Genomic DNA, 19,160 nt, shown 5'->3' with positions numbered 1-19,160 from the left:
TGTTTACAAACATTTTTTCAATTAAATTTTGATTATGAAACATTATAAAATAACATCATACCTCTTTTTCATGCTAACTGCGTTTGTTATGAGCGCCTGCAGTAAGATGGATGATTACAAAAAAAAATACGAGCCCAACGGCGCTATCATATACCCGGGCAAGCTCGACTCGGTACAGGTTTTTTCGGGTAAAAACCGGGTATTGTTAACCGGGCTTTTTACATCCGACCCCAAAATTGTTAAATACACAGTGTATTGGAACAGCAAACAGGATTCGATAGTTACACCGGTAACGCGCACATCGGGTGTCGATACCGCAAAACTGTATATTCCGGGTTTACCGGAGGGTGTCATGACCTTCGAGATCCGTACGTATGATAATGCCGGGCATATATCCATCCCGGTTACCTTAGCCGGCAACGTATATGGCAGCCTGTACCAAAGCTCGCTTATTAACCGCGGCATAGCCAAGGCCGAATTACAAACAGATGGGTCGGCCTTAATTAACTGGGCCGATGTTAATGCCGATGACGGTTTACTTTCGATGGAGATTAAATATACCGACGCGGCCAGCAAGCAGCACGATACCTTAATAACATCGGTACCAACAGGCTTAAGCACATCGCTGCCTAAGTTTAAGGCAGGAAGCTCTATTAGCTATCGCACAGCTTTTAAGCCCAATAAAACGGCTATTGATACCTTTTATGTAGATTATCAAACCCACAGCGTAAAGGCCGAGGTAACCAGCATATATTTATCAAATACATCAAGTTCTTTTCAAAGGGCTACCTTTGATGGAAGATGGGGAACACTTGCCGCGCCATGGATTACCAATGCAGCTGCCAAAAATAAAGACAATGGTGTTAACGGCGGCTATAGCTCAGATGCCGGCGGTGTTATTAACTGGGAAACCTGGAACAATTCACCTGTTGTAAACGGCATCATTTATCAGCCTACATCTTCGGCATTGCCCGCAGGCGATTACATTGTTACATTTGATGCCTATTCAGAAGTTCAATCCAATTCTTCGGTTTATTGCGTAGCCGCAGCAGGCGGAAATGGCATCCCGGTGCTTGCCAACCTTTCTACCGCCTTAGGGTACGTTGGTATGTACAATAGCGCCAACGTAGGCGGAACGAGCCCAAATTCAAGGGAAGTAAGAAGCTTTACATTTACACTTACTACCCCGCAGGTGGTGTCACTTGGATTTTTAGGAAACATTGTTGGCAATGGCAACCCAGGAAGCTATTTCCAGGTGTTTTACATCAAACTATATAAAAACTAACAACCTAATTTGCCACAACAAAAAAAACCGTCTCGTAAGTAATTACGGGGCGGCTTTTTATTTTATTTAAAGCGCCAAATAGCTGTATGACAACTTGTTGTTGCGTTGGTTACCCCTTTGAGTTGATCAACCCTTTGAAATTTTGTTTCTGATATGCCTTAAATTGACGATTTGCGAAAAACGCTTTTCACGGTAATAAAGTAAGAAAACAAGCTTGTGTTGATCCAGTGGGACAACCGGGTGCGTAATCCTTGTAGCTGTATCCGTTAGAAGTATTACATTAACTAAAGATAATGCTAAAAATCACCTTTTAGGCACAGGGTTTTAAAAACCAGGTTATAAACCGTTGCAATACCCAACCACAATTTGCGTCCTCCAGGCAAAGGCTACAGGGTTTTATTCCGACGAAAAACCATCTATCATGTTAAATGTCGGCACAAAGTACAAACTACCTGTTTTGGCGGTGCTGAAATCTAATATCCTGTCGTAATTTCCGGCGGGCGAGCCAATAAACATGTTATTCAGCATTTTTTGAACGGTGCTGAATGTACTTGCATAAGCTATAAAATAAGTGCCCATCTCATTGGCCGACATATTGCCAAAAGGCATATTATCGCGAACAATTTTAAGTTCATCGCCAACATTGGCCAAAGCTATATGCGAATTTGAAGGTTTTACATCGTCATCCATCTCAATGTCATTTGATTTGGAGCGGCCAATTACCTTTTCCTGTTGCTCGGTCGACAGCCCTTTCCAGGCCGATAAATCGTGGATGTATTTTTGTACAAAAAGGTAGCTTCCTGCTTTATAAACAGGGTCTTCATCCCCTATCATACTAAAAAGTTCCCTATCCGGCCCCTGGGGGTTTTCGGTACCATCAACAAAACCCAAAATGGAACGGCTGTCCCAATACCTGAAACCATGAATTTCGTTGGTACTGATGGCTACCGGGCTTAAAACATCTGTTATAGCCGATGCCATATCATAACATATGCTTGTGGTATCGGCCCTGATATGAAAATGCAAATCTCCTTTGGTAGAAACCGCCGTGTGTTTAGCGCCAACAATGGGAGCAAAAGCAGCCAGTTCTTTAGGTAATGGAACCGGGAGTTGAAGCCGTAGCCAGGCATCATACCCAATACCCATTACACAACTTGCCCTGGAAACCGGGAAACGTACATTGGCAGAATTATTAAGATTGATAAGCAGCTTGCAAAGCTTTTTAAAAGCATCACCAACCGCCAGGTTATCCTTAAACTCCCAAACCATAAATATGGTGTTTTCATTGGTGTAGTCTGTTACATTCTGCGAATCTGGTTTCATCGGCTATAATATATCCTTGTTGTGAGTTACGAAAATAAAAAATCCCAGTTGTATTGATATAGGGTGGCGAATACAATTTTGATAAAAGAGAGGGAATCTTTAACTAATAAACTTGTCTATGCATTAATCTTACCTTGTGCAAATTAAGCACGAGAGCGTAGATCTCAGAAACTCAAAAAACAGCCTGATAACGTCCATTCTTATCCCCCCTCCATAATTTTTTGTCTTTCAGTTATCTTTACGTACAACTAATGCATTTTCTATTTTGGGTTAACTGGAATGCCCTTTTCCTCGCGAATAAGTTGAAAAATGTGATCTGGGCGCACTATTACATAATCTTCATTAAGTGAATTAGCCACATTTTTAAAACTTGTTGGCGTTACACCCTGCCAGGGTTGCGCCTGTATGATCATGAAACGTGGCGAGGTTTTGTCCCAACCGGCAGCGGCCCGGGCGATGTGATCTTTCATAGCCTGTTCATTAGTGCAGTAGTTACAGGTAAGCGCCATTCCCGGCAAGCTGTCGTTATAAATGGTAAGCCCACCTCCCGTGTTCTGGGCAGTTACACCAAGCAACGATTTTGCCTGCCCTTCATAGACATTCCCGACATTAGCATTAATGCCACCGGTAATCGTATTCCAAATGGTAATTACCCTTAAACCGGCACGGGCGTTATAATCTTCCGTTTTAGCAACAAACTGTTTTAACAAGTTTTCATCTGTCCAGGTATTAGGGTAAGTATAACCATAGCCGGAAGGCCCCGAAATCAGGTTATCATTGCTGGTGGAAGTTTGCCAATAATAATTGAGTGCACCGGGCATGGCATCCAGCATAGCAGGCGACACAGTCCATCCCATTGGAACAGCGCCGCGGTCCGGATTATTCCAAAGTTTACGCATCAAGTGCTCTGTAAATTGTAAATTGTCTCCGTCACTCAATATAAATGCAACATAAATTTTGTTTTTAAGCGCTGGCCTGGGAGGGATTGGTTTTATTTTTACATTCCTGGAAGTACCACTGTGTACCGTTAGGTTAGAGCACCAATCACTTGCTACGGTTGCAATACCATACTTTGAGGCCCTTTGTACGCCTGGCCCTTCCTGTGGCCACCAGCCCATAAAAATTGCCCCGGGCGACATTGAGGACAGAAATTTGTTTAGCAATTCACTTTCACCGGCTACGTCAGGATCGAGCCATATCACTGCCGAGCCCAAGGCTACTGCATACTCACGAAGAGCGGCTTTATGTGCATTAGGGTTTAACCCCATCAATAAACGATGATCAAGATGTGGCCAATAGGTATCATATAGCGATTGATAAACTTCCAGCTTGCTACTAAATTTTCCCTGCAAATCAAGTAACACGGGCAAATTATAAGGGGGAGCAGTTAATTTGGCAAGCAACATCGGCGAGGCAATTAGCGCGCCTTTACTTTTTGCAAGTACTGTAGCCAGGTTAATTGTATGTTCCTGGGCGGGATCATAAACAATCACACCTGAAATTTCGCTCCGGTATTTAGTAATCAAGTCCCATTTGTCTCCAGGTTCAGACCATCTCAAACCAAGGGACTGCAACCAGGTATGCGGCCCTTCGGCAAAAGCATCACCCTCGTAGGAGAATATACGTGGCTTAGTTCTGTTTACGATGCCCTTTAACGAAGCAAACAGGTACATTTCTGCCGAAGAGTAAGGAGAGTTTTCGCGGAGTGTAATGAAATCCTGAACCTTTGCAGGCGCTGGGAAAGACGGCAGCAGTTGATTAGCCGGCCATTTGACCTGGCCTATGGATGGCGTATTAAACAAATAAAACAATAGAAAGCATACTACTTTAATTGTAAGCATTTTGATCGGTCTTTTCATTTGGTAGGTATCAAGATAACGTAAATCACGTTTGCCGAAATTAACATATATTAAAGGTATTTACAAGGTTCCTCTATCACGCAAAAAGCCCAGTAATCATGGTTAATTACTGGGCTCTGAGAATGGAGGTTGTGTTATACGTAATACACAACAAACCACTGCCATTACGTTAACCTGCACGCCTCTCTCAAGAGGCCAACAATAAAAAAGTTGACACACATAGCTTGTTATTCTGCCTTCAAACTTTTTACCGGGTTTGCCAATGCGGCTTTTATAGACTGGAAGCTTACCGTTATTAATGTGATGAGTATAGCGCCAATAGCTGTAACGATAAATATCCACCAGGCGACATCGGTATGATACTGATAATTACGCAGCCAATTATGCATGAAATAATAAGCTACCGGCGAGGCTATAATTATTGAAATAAACACCAGTATGGCAAAATCTTTCGATAACAACTGCCACAGGGCGAACACCGAAGCGCCAAGTACCTTACGGATACCTATTTCTTTAACACGCTGTTCGGCCACGAATGATGCCATGCCAAACAGCCCAAGGCAGCTGATAAATATAGCCAACCCGGCAAAAACAGTAGCCAGCTTACCTATGCGTTCTTCATCGCCGAATTCTTTAGCGTATTCCTGGTCAACGAAGTGATATTCAAATGGCTGTTCAGGATTCTCGGTTTTTAACACCGAAGCTATGTTGCTAATCGCTTTACCTGCACTCATTTTCGGGTTTATCTTTAGTAGTAAGCTGCCTCCCGGCCATTTCGCCAAAAAATAAACCATAGGTTGCACCTGTGCATAAGGCGAACGGTTAATAACGTTTTTAGCTACGCCTATGATCTTAAACTGCTGGCCAAAAAAGGTCAGGTAATTTTCTGTCGGTTTTTTCATGGTCATAAAATCGGCTGCTGCCTGATTGATGATCACCGCCGCCGAATCGGAAAGGAATGACGGTGAGAAATCCCGGCCTGCGCTAAACTCCAGGCCAATGGTTTTACCATAACCGTATGAAATATCCTCCTGGCCGAAATCGGCACTCAGATTAGGATCTTTTCCGGGCCATGCGATGCCGCCGGTAGTACCAGGAACTTTGTTAGGCGGAGCATCTGCTTCGGCCATTTCCGTTATTGTACCGTTGTTTGTAAGGGCGTGTTTTATCGCATCAAAATGTTGATGGAGTTCAATAGTCCGGACGGGTATGGCAACCAATCCATCCTGGCTGTAGCCTATAGGGCGTTTTTTGGCAAAAAGTATCTGCCGGATAACTACGATTGTACCGATGATAAGCACAATAGAAACTGTAAACTGAACTACCACGAGTACTTTACGCGGCACCGAAGCCAGCCGCCCTACCCGGAACGCCCCCTTTAATACCTTCACAGGCTTAAATGACGATAGGTAGAGCGCCGGGTAACTGCCGGTAATAATAGCAGTAACCAAACTAAGACCAATGCCGGCGAACCAAAACGCCAGGCTGTTCCATGGAATAACTATCTGTTTACCGGCCAGTTGATTGAAAGCCGGGATACTTAATCTTGCCAGTAGTAAGGCGGCTAAAAATGCGAGTAATACACAAAGCAACGATTCGCCATAAAACTGGTATATCAACTGGCTGCGTGATGAACCTATTGCCTTACGGATACCTACCTCGCGCGCGCGTTTTTCAGACCGGGCTGTACTTAAGTTCATGAAGTTAATACAGGCCAGCAGCAGTACAAACACACCTACAATACCAAAAAGCCACACATATTGTATTTCGCCACCGGTGTTTTTTCCGTCCTTAAACTCGCTGTACAAATGCCATTTACTCATTGGCTGCAGAAACAGCGCCTGTTTTGTTGAAGCTGCGCCTGGTTTTAAATGCCGGAGCATTTCCTCTCGGATCTTTAAAGATACTTTGTCAGGGTTGGCATTATCAGCCAGTTGAACATATAAGTTAACAATACCCGGGCCCCATGGCTCCCTCATGCCGCCCAAACCTGCCTCAAAGTTTCCCCATGAACCAATAAAGGCCATGCCGCCAAGCGTGGTATTTTCGGGCAGATCTGCGTAAACGCCGGCTATTTTAAAATTATCTAAACCGTCCCACCTCAATTTTAACTTCAATACTTTACCCATGGGGTCCTCATTGCCGAAAAACGCCTTCGCTGTAGATGCGGATATTAATATAGATGATGGATCTTTTATAGCATCGCCTCTGCCTTCGAGCATATGTAATGTGAACAGGTCCGGTCCACCGGCATCCATAAAGCAGCCTGACTCAGTCAGTTTTTTGTCGCCTAAAGCCAGTATATAATCTCTCGGGAGTGTAGCCATTGCTACAGACTTAAAATCGCTGCCATAATTTTTACGTAGCTCGGCTGCCAGGGGGTACGGTTGATGGAATGAGGTTTTCACTTCACCGTTAATGGTTACATTTTGCATTACCTGGGCTATCCGGTGGTAATTATTGTGGTACTTATTAAATGACATTTCATCCAAAATCCACAAACTGATGAGCGTTACCACTGCCATACCCACTGCAAGGCCACCTATATTAATAAACGATAATACTTTATTGTTAATAAGGTTGCGCCATGCAATTTTTAAATAATTCCTAATCATATAATTGCGGTTCAATTTTACAGCAGCCCAATTTCGCGGGCTTCTTGAACGCAATATTACCGATGGGAAGTGTGATGGGATAGCCAACTTATCATTTGGCAACTCTTTTTTCAGGCCATTTTTATATTCTGCCGGGGTTTTGCCGGTCATCTCTTTAAAAACACGGTTGAATGTTCTTTGAGAGTTAAATCCCGACTCGTATGCTATCCCCAGCAACGTGAGGTGCCTGTTGGCGGGGTCGCGCATCTTCCGGGCAGTTTCACGAACCCTGAACTCATTTATAAAGTCGTTGAAATTCTTTTCCATCCCCACATTAATAATCCGCGATAAATCGTGTGGGTGGATATTCAGCTTTGCAGCCAGGGTGGTCAATGTCAGTTCGGCATCCTCGTAAAAACGGTTTGCGGCTACAGCTTCCTTTACCCTGCGGCTTTTTTCCTTTGCATCATATCTATCTGTTACCGGCGGTGCGGGTTGTATGCTGCTATCCAATTTTAGCATCACTTCGGCGGCCACGCCAATAAGCACAAAAGCAACGGTAAAACTAAAAGCATCATTAAACAGCCATAACATGCAAAGCAAGGCAAGCAGGTGCAAGGCCTTATCCAACCGGCGGAAAGCAAAGCGCGGCCTGTCCATTAGCACCGGCTGCAAGCGGTTATAAAAATGCTGTATCAACCGGTGCGAAAAGTATAAATAAATGACAACCGAAATGAGCACCAGCCAGCCCGGCATCCAATACGCAACCAGCAAAGGGCTAAAATGCAGTATATCCTTTCGGGCAAATTGCAGGTTTGGCAACGTCATCCGCCGCACATAAAAGTACAACAGCGGCCCCAGCGCCGGTAACAAAATTGGCGAAAGCCCGCCCGTCTTCAGTACAATTACAGCCAAAGCGCCGCTTAAAAACAGGTTAGCTGTTCTCCATTCCCTTTTTGCGAATGCTAAAAGCAGCGCAAGCGTAAACCCCGAAAACAGGGTTGCCGCGGCCGCCACATGGTAAAGGCTAATATGGAATATATCAGGATTCAAGTAATTCAAATAGCCCAAAGGTTGTTCCAAATTTACAATATATTCATATATACAAATTTATGCGACGATTTATATGTTTTGCTGTAACGGAAGCGAACATAGGGCGTTCTGGTTTTGGGAGGGTGGGGTTTCGCCGGTTTGTTGTATTGTTGCGAATAAGTATACTAAACAAAAAACCGCCATACTTCGTAAAGCGGCTTTGTAGCCTTTAGTGGTCCTTAAACTACAAAATCCGAAATCTTTTATGGCTAATTTGTGTTGTGCAGCAGGTTTGGAGGATAATTTATAATTCAAGCAATATATTTATTGAGATTGTGGGTTATATGTTTCCTTCCAATAAAGAAAAAGAGTCATAAACAGAATGGTAACGGAAAGTGCATCCGTGTTAACGGCCCGATACTTTTTCACAACTATTTTATTTGCCCTCCCTGATCGGTTGAAAATCTTCTTTTTTCGTAAAATATGCCAGCCCTAAAATTAGGGCTATTGTAGTGGCAAAATTAATTTTCTGCATTATTGGTAAATACTTAAAACTATTAGAGCCATAAAGGTATAGTGTATAATAAAACACAAGGAGACCAACAATACATAGCCATTTAAATAAATGCAGCCTTGACTTTAAAACAAAAACAGTGATATAAAACATCCCTATAAGAAACATTGTACTAGCTATTGTAATCATGATATCGTGCAATGGGGTTGCTATTAAAAAAGTAAAAAACATACCACCAGCCCCTACATATTTTATTATTTTGGAGGCACCCTTTGCTGGTATTTTCTTTGAAAATTCAACAAAGAATATAGCAAAGCTGGCCGAAAAGAAAATCATTCCTCCTATGGCCCAAAAACGAGCTGAATTGTGTGATCCATTAACAGCATTTTTGCCGAAAAGATTACTTATATAATTATTTTTCCAGTCATACCCAACGGAGTTTTTGTCAACTTGCGACCCACCGGGATAGTACCATGTCGCTATAAATAGCAACAATAACGAAATAATTATTCCCAATAGAATTGAATGTTTTTTTAGCATACAATATTGATTTAGAAATATTAAGCTCTTGTGCAAAAGCATTTCAATATCGCATTAAGATTTATGATTTACAACGGACAAATTACGGAACTGCCCTTTAAGAAAAAAGCCTCCAGATCTACATCTAAAGGCTTTTTAATAATCGTTCCCATGGATGGGTGGAGTGGTCCTTAGACTACAAAACTCGAACTCTTTTATGCGTGATTTGCACAATGCGGCGGGTTTAGAGGATAATTTAGGCTAATGAATGGAAGGTATTTGAAAGTAATCCTTCAACAATTTTCGCTATCTCTTGGCTATTGATGTCGCCGATTTGATTTCTAATCTTCCACCCCGCCCACCACGATCTTGTTGCAATTGAAATCGTTGAATCGGGTATTGCTTTCATAATCTTAGATAGTTCCGAGTCAACTAAGATTTTGTTTCTATTATACAGCGATTTCGGCATGGCAATAACGATACCTTCCTTTACCTTTCCCCGAGCTGGAAAATTATATAGTTGTACAAATATATCAGGGGGCATGTCGTCGTCGCATACCCGATTCCAATCAGGTGCCCATATTTCTGTGTGATAAAAATCGAGGATTTTATCTCCGGTCTTTCCATTCCTATATTTCGTTGTCCATTTTATATTGTTCTCTTCGTTCCATTTCATCCTGCCAAAACCAAGCCAGCGATTTTCAAACTCATAGCATTGAAATGAACGAATAAATGCAGGTTCAGTAGTTAAATTTATAATAATATCCAATGAAGGTAAAAGGAGCTTCCATTTTTCCCATAGGTACAGGTTGGCCATCGTTTGAGTATTAATTACCCAAAGTTTGTATCTTCTATATTTCCACTTCATTTATTGTGTCCAAGATTAAAACTAAAAGTAAGCAAAAGAGCAACAAAAAAGCCTTCAGATTTCCAACTGAAGGCTTTTTCAATTTATTCCCATGCTTGGCATACAGTGGGTGGTTTAGTGGTCCCGACGAGAATCGAACGAAGCCATTAATTACATGAAATTCAGTACTTTATACGATTATTAATTCACTACTCACCGAATTACTCACCGTGTTTTTTAATATAGATTGATCGCAAATCTTGTACTATAAACATAGACATTTACAGATTATTTTCAAAATATTGGCGACTTTTTTAATAATAGGCTCTGACAACTACCTTAAATTCTCACCCTGAAGATATTTAGCGAGGATATACCTTCGCCCCATCTATGTCGTCAGGATAATCCTATTTATCATGGAAGACAGCTTTCTTTATAAGATGTAATTTGAATTAGATTTCTCAGATTATACCTTGGCCGAATTCTATTGCACGGATTTATAACTTGTTATGTTCCAATTTTTTGAAACTCATTGGGTCGAATGTCACGTTCTCTCTTTTGAAATTTTCGGTGGGTACCAAATGATGTAGTTCCTCGGCTAATATTTTTTATTAAATCCTATTGTCCCGGACAAAGAAAAATTAAAACGACATTGATATTCAATAGCTCATATACACTGGATTAGATTATTCACAATATCGTAACTTGCTCTTGAATAACGAGATGACTATCTGCGTGCCTGGCGCCCCATGTCCAATTATAATTGGTACTTTCCGGACAAGTTAAAGTTAAACGCATAAGTACCCTAATCAAGCCGAGGGACTCTAAAAGCTGCTATTCTTTTATTACATGTTGATCATGTCAGACTGTGAGATTATAACGACCGGAAAAACTCTCTGATTTACTCGCCAGACACATGATGATCAACTATAAAAAATCAACTAATAATGCCTCAGGACGCCGGATTAAATTTAATTACAATTCTTTATAAGTTATAAGCCATTAGGCATTAGCGCTAATGCCCAATGGCTTTGATATTTAAAATAGCCCCTGATAGGTTGGGGGAAGTAACCGTCAATTTAATATCGCCCGAACTGTGCGTGCTTCTGATAACAACCAAGGCACATCCGTGCCAGGCCTTACGTGTATCCGCTGCATATGGATCTGTGTCCTTCAAATCGGCATTATCTACTCCCGCAATGGTGGCAGGCCCTTCAATTTTAAAATGCAGGCGATTTATGGCATTCGGTTGAACTATGCCGGCACTGTCTGTTATCTCAATGTTAACATAGGACAAATCTTGCCCATTTGCCAATATCTTTATATGGTCGGCAGTCAATTTTATTTTTGCAGCTCCGGCCGACGTTTGCAAAACAGTTGATTCAACCTCTTTATCGTTATCCACACCGACTGCCTTAAGCTGTCCCGGCGAATAGGGCACGGTGAATTCGACTTTATGTTCCTGCGCTATTGCCGTAGGTTTTTCGCCAATAAGTTTATTGTTGAGATAAAGGCGCACCTTAGGATACTTTGAATAAACTTCCACTTTAATATCCTTTCCAACATAATCCGGCCAGGTCCAGCTTTCCCAGGTTGGCCAAACAGACCACCACGTTGTTTTAATTTCCAAGGGGGTTGGTTCAGGTTCCCGGACAGCCATGAAAAGTTTTTCGGTATTATTGTATAACAAGTTACGATAATGCGAAATCGGCTTTCTCCATCCGATCAGATCGACATCTCCGCAATAAGCACCATGCCAGGGAAAAAAATCATGTTCCCAGTGTTCGCCAGGCATATCGCCCGAATAATACCAACGACCTATTCCTGATTCTCCAAGATAATCTATAGCCGTCCAAACAAAATCACCAAGAACATAATTGTTGTCTTCTACCAGCTTCCAATTGGCAAAAGCATCCTTGGGGTACGACTCTGTTTGAATGATCATTCGTGAAGGTACCCGCTGATGATCGGCAGACGCGCTCTGCAAATGATAATTATAACCACCGATGTCATGCGCCGCCATCAGGGAATCAAGCGTTGCCCAGTCTTTACCATTATCCACAATGGCCGATGTAACCGGACGGACAGCATCTATTTTTTTTATGGCACCTGCAAGCATTCTGGCCGTTTCTACGGCTCCCGGGCTGCCCCTTTCTGCTATCTCATTACCAATGCTCCATATTACGATTGATGGATGATTACGATCCCGCATAACCATGGCTTCCAGATCGCGTTTCCACCACTTGTTAAAATATCCGGCATAATCATGTTTGTTTTTCCCTACTTTCCAACAGTCAAATGCTTCATCAACAACCAATAAGCCTAATCTGTCACAAGCATTTAAAAATGCCGGGGATGGTGGATTGTGAGAAGTTCTTACAGCATTGAACCCCGCCGCTTTGAGCAGTTCAACCTTGCGTTCCTCTGCACGGTCAAAAGCAGCGGCACCCAGGCAGCCATTATCATGATGCACACACCCTCCATTCAGTTTTACTGTTTTTCCGTTAAGCTGAAAACCGTTTTCCGTAGTAAATTTGATGGAACGTATGCCAAACCCGGTCGCTGTTTCATCAACTATTTTTTCATTTTGCAATACCTGTATCCGGGCACTATATAAATGCGGGGTTTCCGGCGCCCATAACATGGGGGCTGATACCGTAATTGTTTGAGCAATTTCCTTTTCGCTGTTAGCAGCCACGTCAACAGTTACTCGTTTATTGCCTACGTTTTTAGCGCTTGGCCCTTTCAACAAGGTACTAAGCACCAGATGTTGAAGAGACCCGGTTTCGTTTTTAATTAATGTTTTAATTTGAACGGTTGCTTTTTTTGCAGACACATCGGGAGTTGCAACTGCAACTCCCGACTCGGCTATATGCACAGCGTCGGTAACATTCATCCACACGTGGCGATAGATCCCGGAACCGCTGTACCACCTGCTGTTCACTTGCTGCGAATTGTCCACCCGTACGGCTATCACATTCTCATGATTAAAATCCAGAAACGGCGAAAGATCATAGCTAAATGACGTATACCCATAAGGATAAACTCCAAGCGGTTTTCCGTTAATGAAAACTTCAGAATTCATATAAACTCCTTCAAAGTAAATGGAAACCTTTTTGCCTTTCCATTCAGCCGGGGCTTTGAAAGCTTTCCGGTACCAGCCTATTCCTGCAGGAAAGTATCCACCGGCTCCGCCCGTCGGGTTTTTGGGGCTTATTTTCCCTTCGATACTCCAATCGTGTGGTAAATCAAGGTTTCGCCAATTTATATCGTTAAAATCCTTTGATTTTGCTGCTGCGGTGTCTCCCAGAAAAAACTTCCAGTTATAATCAAATAGTTGTTTTCGTTCAATACCATTTTGATTTTGAGCGAGACTAAAATTACTGCCGGCCAAAAGCAAAAAGAAGGTCATAAATATCGTTTTCATAAAAATGAGCGTGTTTTTGAATTGTAGAATAATACATTTAGTTGTGAAACCATCCCATATTTCGGCGCGTTGCCGTGGAGCACGTCTTTTTTTTTCCAGCGTCATTTTGCTGATGATGCTGCTGATCTTCGCTTTAAGTGCAGCCTCGCTTTTGTTTTGTGCCCAAACGCCACCGGCCACGAAAAATCCCATAAAACAGGCAATGGTATATTTCATAAATTAGTATTTCTTTTATTTTTTGTCGATGCTATTTATCTGTGGCTGTAGGTTCAACAGCAGATGTGTTTAACCCTGGCGATATTGCTTTGCTGTAAGCATTATCGGTTACAGCGCGAAGGCGCCGAAATTTTTATTTCCCCCTTGTAAGTTAGCCGAACCCTAATTAAGCAACGATAGTTTTAACAAAGCGGCCCCGTGTGTATTGATCGTTTTTTTATATCCTTTTTTAAAGGTACCTACATCTTGTTTTTCCCAAAGGTCCCGAACGGCTACCTTTCCTTCCAGGCCAAGTTGGGCAAAGTTTACATCCACATCCTGCGGCTGTGCCGCCAGGTTGAATAAAGCGACATAAATATCCTTGCTATTGGGCACGTGCGAATACCAAACCATTGCATCATTAGTTTTGTATAACTGGCGCGGTTCGGTCCCATGTTGGTTAACGGCTATCACCTCATCGTTTGTAAACAGTTTCAATTCCTGTTCCCGGTTTTCGGGCAGGTTGCCGCCCAAAATTAACGGGGAGCGGAAGATGGTCCAAAATGTCATGTGTGAATACTCCTCGTCTTTTGTAAATTTGCTATAACGCTCGGGACCTACAGGGCCCCGTTTTGACAACTTGCCTATCTGTATCATATCACAATCGGGCCAATGGCCGGGGCCGCCAAGGCCTTCCCATTGTTTGCCATAATTAAACATTTGCAATACGGCGGGCCATTCGTCCCAAAAGTCATTGGCTACCCGCCACATATTGGCATTGTGTTTTAGGTTATCAGCTTTAAAAACAGGCGTAGCCCCCGGTGATGTGCTGAACACGATGGCCCTGCCGCAACTATCAATTGCCTCGTGGTAGCCCTCAAGCTCCGCAGTGCGATAAGGAGCCGATAAGTCATCAACCTTAATAAAATCAACGTCCCAAGCGGCATATAACTTCAATATTGAATTCAGGTATTCCTGCGCACCGGGTTTAGCCATATTCAGGCCAAACATGTGGTTGTTCCAGGCGCATTTTGAATTAGTATCGGCTATCATATCAGCAGTTATGCCATTAGCGCCCATTACGGGTGATTTTGCCCATACTGCCTGGCGTGGGATGCCACGCATTACATGAATACCAAATTTCAACCCCAGCGAATGGACATACTTAGCCAATGGCTTAAACCCCTTACCGCCCAATACCGACGGAAACTTAATTGTATCAGGTGTTAAACGCCCCCATTGGTCCATTGTCAGCCAGGGGCTATATGAACCATCTTTAAGTCTTTTTTGAAACGGGTCGCCACTTCGGCTATCAAAGGACCATAAAAAATCCACCACTATATATTGCCAGCCATGCGCCTTCAGTTTTTGCGCAACGTAATCAGCATTTGCTTTTACCTCATCCTCATGAACCGTCATACCGTAACAATTGTAACTGTTCCATCCCATGGGGGGGGTTAGCGCAAGACTCGTGTTTTGCGCCTTTACAGATGTACAAAAACTAAATACTATTAAAAAAGTTAAAATTTTCCAAATTGTGGTCATCTATCGGAGATTTATATTGTAAATAATACGTAACTGGTTGCGTCGAACCACTTATTAGTGTTTGTAATAACTGGTTTTACGCTTAAATCATTAATTTCTTGCTTACTGCATCTTGTTAATGTCAGGATGCCTATTTATTTAACTGGTTGAATTTTATTTTTCCGGGGAAATGGAATCTGTTATATGAAAAAAGTCAAAGTCGGCCGCTCCCCCTATATTTTTTGTAGCATAATTAAACAAAGCAAAACGATAGCCCATAAAATGCGGGATGCTATAAGCCATTTTTAATTGTGTACCCAATGGTATCCACGTTTTCCCGTCCAGGCTATAAAAAAAATCTGCCACGTCTTTTCTGTTTGTAAAATTGCATTCCGCCTTAAAGTACACTACCTTTTGATTTAAGGGGATTTTTTGTGCTTCTACAGGTTTTCCGGTGCTTGCATTGATCATTAAGACAGCTTTGCTATTCCCTGTTATTTTGACACCGGCCAATCCGTAATTTTTTTGCAAAAGGCCCAAACCCGCAAAATCACCATCTTTCATTTTAGAAATGTCGAGCGAAACTGTCCCGGAGCATACCGGGCCGATAGTGCGTTGTGTCAATGAGTTTCGTGCCGTCAGGAAATCGGTGTCAATCCTGCCGGTGGTGAGTCGTAAATACCCTTTCCGCGCTGTAACAGACCACAAACTATTATCCGGGTTATGGTTCCATTGCCAAACCAGTGGTAATGCACGTTCGCCTTTTTTACGGGTAAACTCGTCCGAAGCAACAATGCCTGGGATCAAACCTTTACTGGCTGGCAGATCTAATGTATCCGGGGCTTTACCGTTTTCTCCTAATACAGGCCAACCGTCTTCCCACTTTACAGGAACCAGATAGGGAATTCGGCCAACAGAACCAAAATCGCGAAAGAGATAAGAGAACCAGCGTCCGTCTGGCGTCTCAATAAGTCCACCCTGAGCAATTCCTCTATCCTGTAAGCCAACTTTTCCTTCCCAAGGACCGTTGATATCATCTGCCCTATGTATAACTACAGTTCTGTTTTTACCGCGTGGGGCGCAAATATTAAATAGATAATATTTTCCATTTATTTTATATAATTGAGATCCTTCAGCGCCAATGCCCATGTCGTTTCCTGCTGGTGCGTGGGCGTTTTCAATGATAACTTTCACCGGAACGCCTGGTCTAACTCCCGTCAGATCGTCATTTAATTCAACAAGTTTTAGTCTATCTGCATCATAAATTAAATAGGCTTTGCCATCATCATCAAAAAACAGAGAATGGTCATGATACGCTGGTTTAAAGGAAATTCTTTCCCAATTTCCTTTTTCTATATCTTTCGTTTTAAAAATATAAGTTTCACCTGTGGTTTGTGCAAAAGTGGTTACATAATACATACCTTTATGGAAGCGCAGACTGCTCGCCCATGAACCCTTGCCGTATGTGTTTTTACCTTCTGTCAAATTTAGCTCCGGCATATCTGCCAAAGTATCATAGGCATAGTTGATGATTTTCCAATTGACAAGATCTGTAGATTTCATAATAGGCACCCCGGGATTCATGTGCATCGTTGTACAGCTCATATAATAATTTTTACCAACCCTGATCATAGACATATCGGGTACATCAGCATAAATAATAGGATTAGTGGCTTTTTGCGCATATAAACACGGCGCTATAAGCGTGGTAATTAAGGCCGTTGTCCATAACCTGTAAATCGCATTTCTCATATTGACATTTGTTTTTTGTCCTGGTATTCTTACCTGGTTTAAATTATTTATTTAATGTATTTATTTGAAGCACGCTTACTGAATATGGATCGAAAGTTCTTGTAAACTTAGCGCCTGCCACTTTTATCCTTGAGGTAACCGGAACTATTTTTACCGGATCGCTGATCGTGTTCGTATCCTCGGGTTTATCACCTTTTATTACTACCAGGGTACCTTCTGGTGATAACTTTCCGGCACCATTTAAATCGATATCAACCTGCTGCGGCTTTCCTGTCGTATTTACTACTTTAAGAAACAGTTTTCCCGTTTTGGTATCCTTGGTAGCTACATAAAACATGCCTGGTATAGGTTTGGGCATGTTGTTCGCCGCGCTGTCCTGTTTGGTGGCAGGCCTGGTTTGGGTGGGGATATTTGCGCCAGCTACAGGCACCACTTTATTGCCGATATAGCTGTTAAACATTACTTGTACATAATACGATGGCGAACCAAAACTTGTCAATGCATCATAACCTATCAGGTTTGATTCCCATTGCCATGCTTTCGGCACGGTTGCGGTAGCCTTATTTACATTTGCAAATAAAGGCGCGTAGCATGAGCGGATAACCAGGTCTGAGTTACGTTCCATGCCCGTCATCCAGGCGGCATCACCGAGGGCAGCATTCAAAGTGGTGGTGGGCATGCCTTCCGTTGTTGCCCATTCACCTACAAATACTTTATAGCCATTGCGGTCGTAGTTATCATAATGTGCCGCGTCCTCTTCCATCCCCCAGGCATTGCGGTAATAATGTTCATCTACCATTTCGGGCTTGCGGATGGTTAATTTACCCCTGCTCCCAAGCCAGTCCTTACCGCCCATGCTTGCAATACAGTGAAGGTTAGGGTATCTGGCTTTAATGCCATCATAAAACTGGGCGTAACGTCCGTCGTAACTGCCAGACTCGTCAAACCCGTCTTCGTTACCAATCTCCACATAACTGAGTTTAAAAGGTGCCGGGTGCCCGTCGGCCGCACGCTTAGCGCCCCAGTAGGTGTGTACGTCGCCCGTAACATATTCAATTTCATCCAACGCATCATCTACATATGGCTTTAAAAGCGGGCCTGCGTCCACATGGTCGCCGTCGAGTGAATAACCGGCATAAACGGCAAGCAGTGGTTCCATTTTCAGGTCTTCGCACCATTCTAAAAATTCAAGTAAGCCCATTCCGTCACTCGGGCGGTAGCCCCATGAGCCGGTATGGCCGGGACGGTTTTCAAGCGCACCTAAAGTGGTCTTCCATGGGAAGGCATCGTTCAATTTCGGGCCTTCAAGGAAATTACCGCCGGGGAAACGTAAAAAGCGGGGTTTCATATCAGCCAATAATTTCATGATGTCTACCCGGTTTCCATTTGGGCGATTATGGTAAGTTGGCGGAAATAACGAGACGAGGTTAAAATAATAAACCCCGGTACGGTTTGTTGAAATAACAAAACGGGCGTCAGTTGTTGGTTTAACACCGGCGCCTGTTGTTAATTTGAGTTCATATTTTTTCCAAAAGGCACTTTTTATCAAATTAATAGTCCCCGAAGCATATACGGTTTTACCGTCATTACTTTCTATACTTACGGTTATGGGCCCGGCCGTGTTATTAGCAATTACCGGAACAGTAACTGTAGGCTTGGGCTCCCAGGGGCGAGGGGGAAATGGCTTACTGTCCGTGCCCTTCATATAAAAAGAAGCGCTATAAGTTGTATTAGGCAAAACAGGTATGCCCCAATATCCTTCATTTGCAATGCCGGCCCGGCCACCACCGGTATCCACCATGAGTTTTAAACAGGTAGTTAACGCGCCGTTAATGGCGTGGCGCTGCTGATCGTTGGGTACATTGCCGGGGTTTGGGGCAACTAATTGAATGGTGGCTTTCGCGCCACCTTCCCTGATCAGGCTCCATGCTTCCGGCGTATTGGGGTTGTCCTTAAATATCCTGTTCCTGATCAGTTCGGCATACAAACCCCCATCGTACGAATGGTTGATCTCTTCGGTCATCAAACCATACAGTTGCGGACTTACGTTTGCGCCGGGCTTGGTTAAATCAAGCGTAAGCTTAGGGTTTTGCGCTTTCAAGTTTGTTGCAGTGAACAGGAACAGGCACAAAATTGAAATGGGTAATAAGTTTTTCATCGTGAAAGTTTATATTATTAATTATTTTTTTACACTTATTTTACAAGGCCAACGGGCCATTTTCATTATTCAGAATGCACTCAAACATTGGCAGATTGGTTAACTTCGTCTGAAATAAAACGCCTGAAATC

10 protein-coding genes are annotated in these 19,160 nt (G+C 42.8%); 1 reads left to right on the top strand and 9 read right to left on the bottom strand.

Going from position 1 to position 19,160, the window contains the following annotated elements; translation table 11 throughout:
- Window positions 1-34: 34 nt before the first annotated feature.
- Window positions 35-1,285, top strand: coding sequence for a DUF4998 domain-containing protein (locus AC1DU2_RS03230; protein ID WP_477382747.1), 1,251 nt, complete (start codon window positions 35-37; stop codon window positions 1,283-1,285).
- 396 nt (window positions 1,286-1,681) lie between these two features.
- Here AC1DU2_RS03230 and AC1DU2_RS03225 read toward each other — a convergent pair whose 3' ends face one another.
- From AC1DU2_RS03225 to AC1DU2_RS03185, 9 genes are all read right to left on the bottom strand, one after another.
- Window positions 1,682-2,608, bottom strand: a complete 927-nt coding sequence (locus AC1DU2_RS03225; RefSeq protein WP_477382746.1) for a Dyp-type peroxidase — start codon at window positions 2,606-2,608, stop codon at window positions 1,682-1,684.
- Between the two features lie 260 nt (window positions 2,609-2,868).
- On the bottom strand, window positions 2,869-4,467 hold the full coding sequence (locus tag AC1DU2_RS03220) for a hypothetical protein (protein WP_477382745.1): 1,599 nt from the start codon (window positions 4,465-4,467) through the stop codon (window positions 2,869-2,871).
- A gap of 227 nt (window positions 4,468-4,694) precedes the next feature.
- Window positions 4,695-8,114: an FtsX-like permease family protein gene (locus AC1DU2_RS03215; RefSeq protein ID WP_477382744.1), complete on the bottom strand. Its 3,420-nt coding sequence runs from the start codon at window positions 8,112-8,114 to the stop codon at window positions 4,695-4,697.
- Between the two features lie 415 nt (window positions 8,115-8,529).
- On the bottom strand, window positions 8,530-9,147 hold the full coding sequence (locus AC1DU2_RS03210) for a hypothetical protein (RefSeq protein ID WP_477382743.1): 618 nt from the start codon (window positions 9,145-9,147) through the stop codon (window positions 8,530-8,532).
- Between the two features lie 235 nt (window positions 9,148-9,382).
- Entirely contained in the window at window positions 9,383-9,994 is a 612-nt protein-coding gene (locus AC1DU2_RS03205; RefSeq protein WP_477382742.1) for a hypothetical protein, read from the bottom strand.
- A gap of 994 nt (window positions 9,995-10,988) precedes the next feature.
- The gene (locus tag AC1DU2_RS03200) at window positions 10,989-13,616 is read right to left on the bottom strand and encodes a glycoside hydrolase family 2 TIM barrel-domain containing protein (RefSeq protein ID WP_477382741.1); all 2,628 of its coding nucleotides are present in this window, start codon (window positions 13,614-13,616) and stop codon (window positions 10,989-10,991) included.
- 162 nt (window positions 13,617-13,778) lie between these two features.
- Window positions 13,779-15,044 carry a glycoside hydrolase family 27 protein gene (locus tag AC1DU2_RS03195; protein WP_477382740.1) on the bottom strand — a complete coding sequence of 422 codons (1,266 nt, stop codon included), beginning with the start codon at window positions 15,042-15,044 and terminating at the stop codon, window positions 13,779-13,781.
- A gap of 249 nt (window positions 15,045-15,293) precedes the next feature.
- Window positions 15,294-16,871 carry a glycoside hydrolase family 43 protein gene (locus tag AC1DU2_RS03190; RefSeq protein ID WP_477382739.1) on the bottom strand — a complete coding sequence of 526 codons (1,578 nt, stop codon included), beginning with the start codon at window positions 16,869-16,871 and terminating at the stop codon, window positions 15,294-15,296.
- 43 nt (window positions 16,872-16,914) lie between these two features.
- Window positions 16,915-19,029, bottom strand: coding sequence for an alpha-L-arabinofuranosidase C-terminal domain-containing protein (locus AC1DU2_RS03185; protein WP_477382738.1), 2,115 nt, complete (start codon window positions 19,027-19,029; stop codon window positions 16,915-16,917).
- Window positions 19,030-19,160: the final 131 nt, after the last annotated feature.

The sequence above is a fragment of the Mucilaginibacter sp. P4_C11 genome (genome assembly GCF_056402115.1).
The sequence above is the reverse complement of the archived record's forward strand: the minus strand, read 5'-3'. Positions and strand labels throughout refer to the sequence as shown.

Bases quoted from the DNA above. Each gene is read 5' to 3' on its own strand.
- AC1DU2_RS03185 (WP_477382738.1), bottom strand. From the start codon at position 19,029: ATGAAAAACTTATTACCCATTTCAATTTTGTGCCTGTTCCTGTTCACT.
- AC1DU2_RS03205 (WP_477382742.1), bottom strand. From the start codon at position 9,994: ATGAAGTGGAAATATAGAAGATACAAACTTTGGGTAATTAATACTCAA.
- AC1DU2_RS03220 (WP_477382745.1), bottom strand. From the start codon at position 4,467: ATGAAAAGACCGATCAAAATGCTTACAATTAAAGTAGTATGCTTTCTA.
- AC1DU2_RS03190 (WP_477382739.1), bottom strand. From the start codon at position 16,871: ATGAGAAATGCGATTTACAGGTTATGGACAACGGCCTTAATTACCACG.
- AC1DU2_RS03195 (WP_477382740.1), bottom strand. From the start codon at position 15,044: ATGGGATGGAACAGTTACAATTGTTACGGTATGACGGTTCATGAGGAT.
- AC1DU2_RS03230 (WP_477382747.1), top strand. From the start codon at position 35: ATGAAACATTATAAAATAACATCATACCTCTTTTTCATGCTAACTGCG.
- AC1DU2_RS03225 (WP_477382746.1), bottom strand. From the start codon at position 2,608: ATGAAACCAGATTCGCAGAATGTAACAGACTACACCAATGAAAACACC.
- AC1DU2_RS03200 (WP_477382741.1), bottom strand. From the start codon at position 13,616: ATGAAATATACCATTGCCTGTTTTATGGGATTTTTCGTGGCCGGTGGC.
- AC1DU2_RS03210 (WP_477382743.1), bottom strand. From the start codon at position 9,147: ATGCTAAAAAAACATTCAATTCTATTGGGAATAATTATTTCGTTATTG.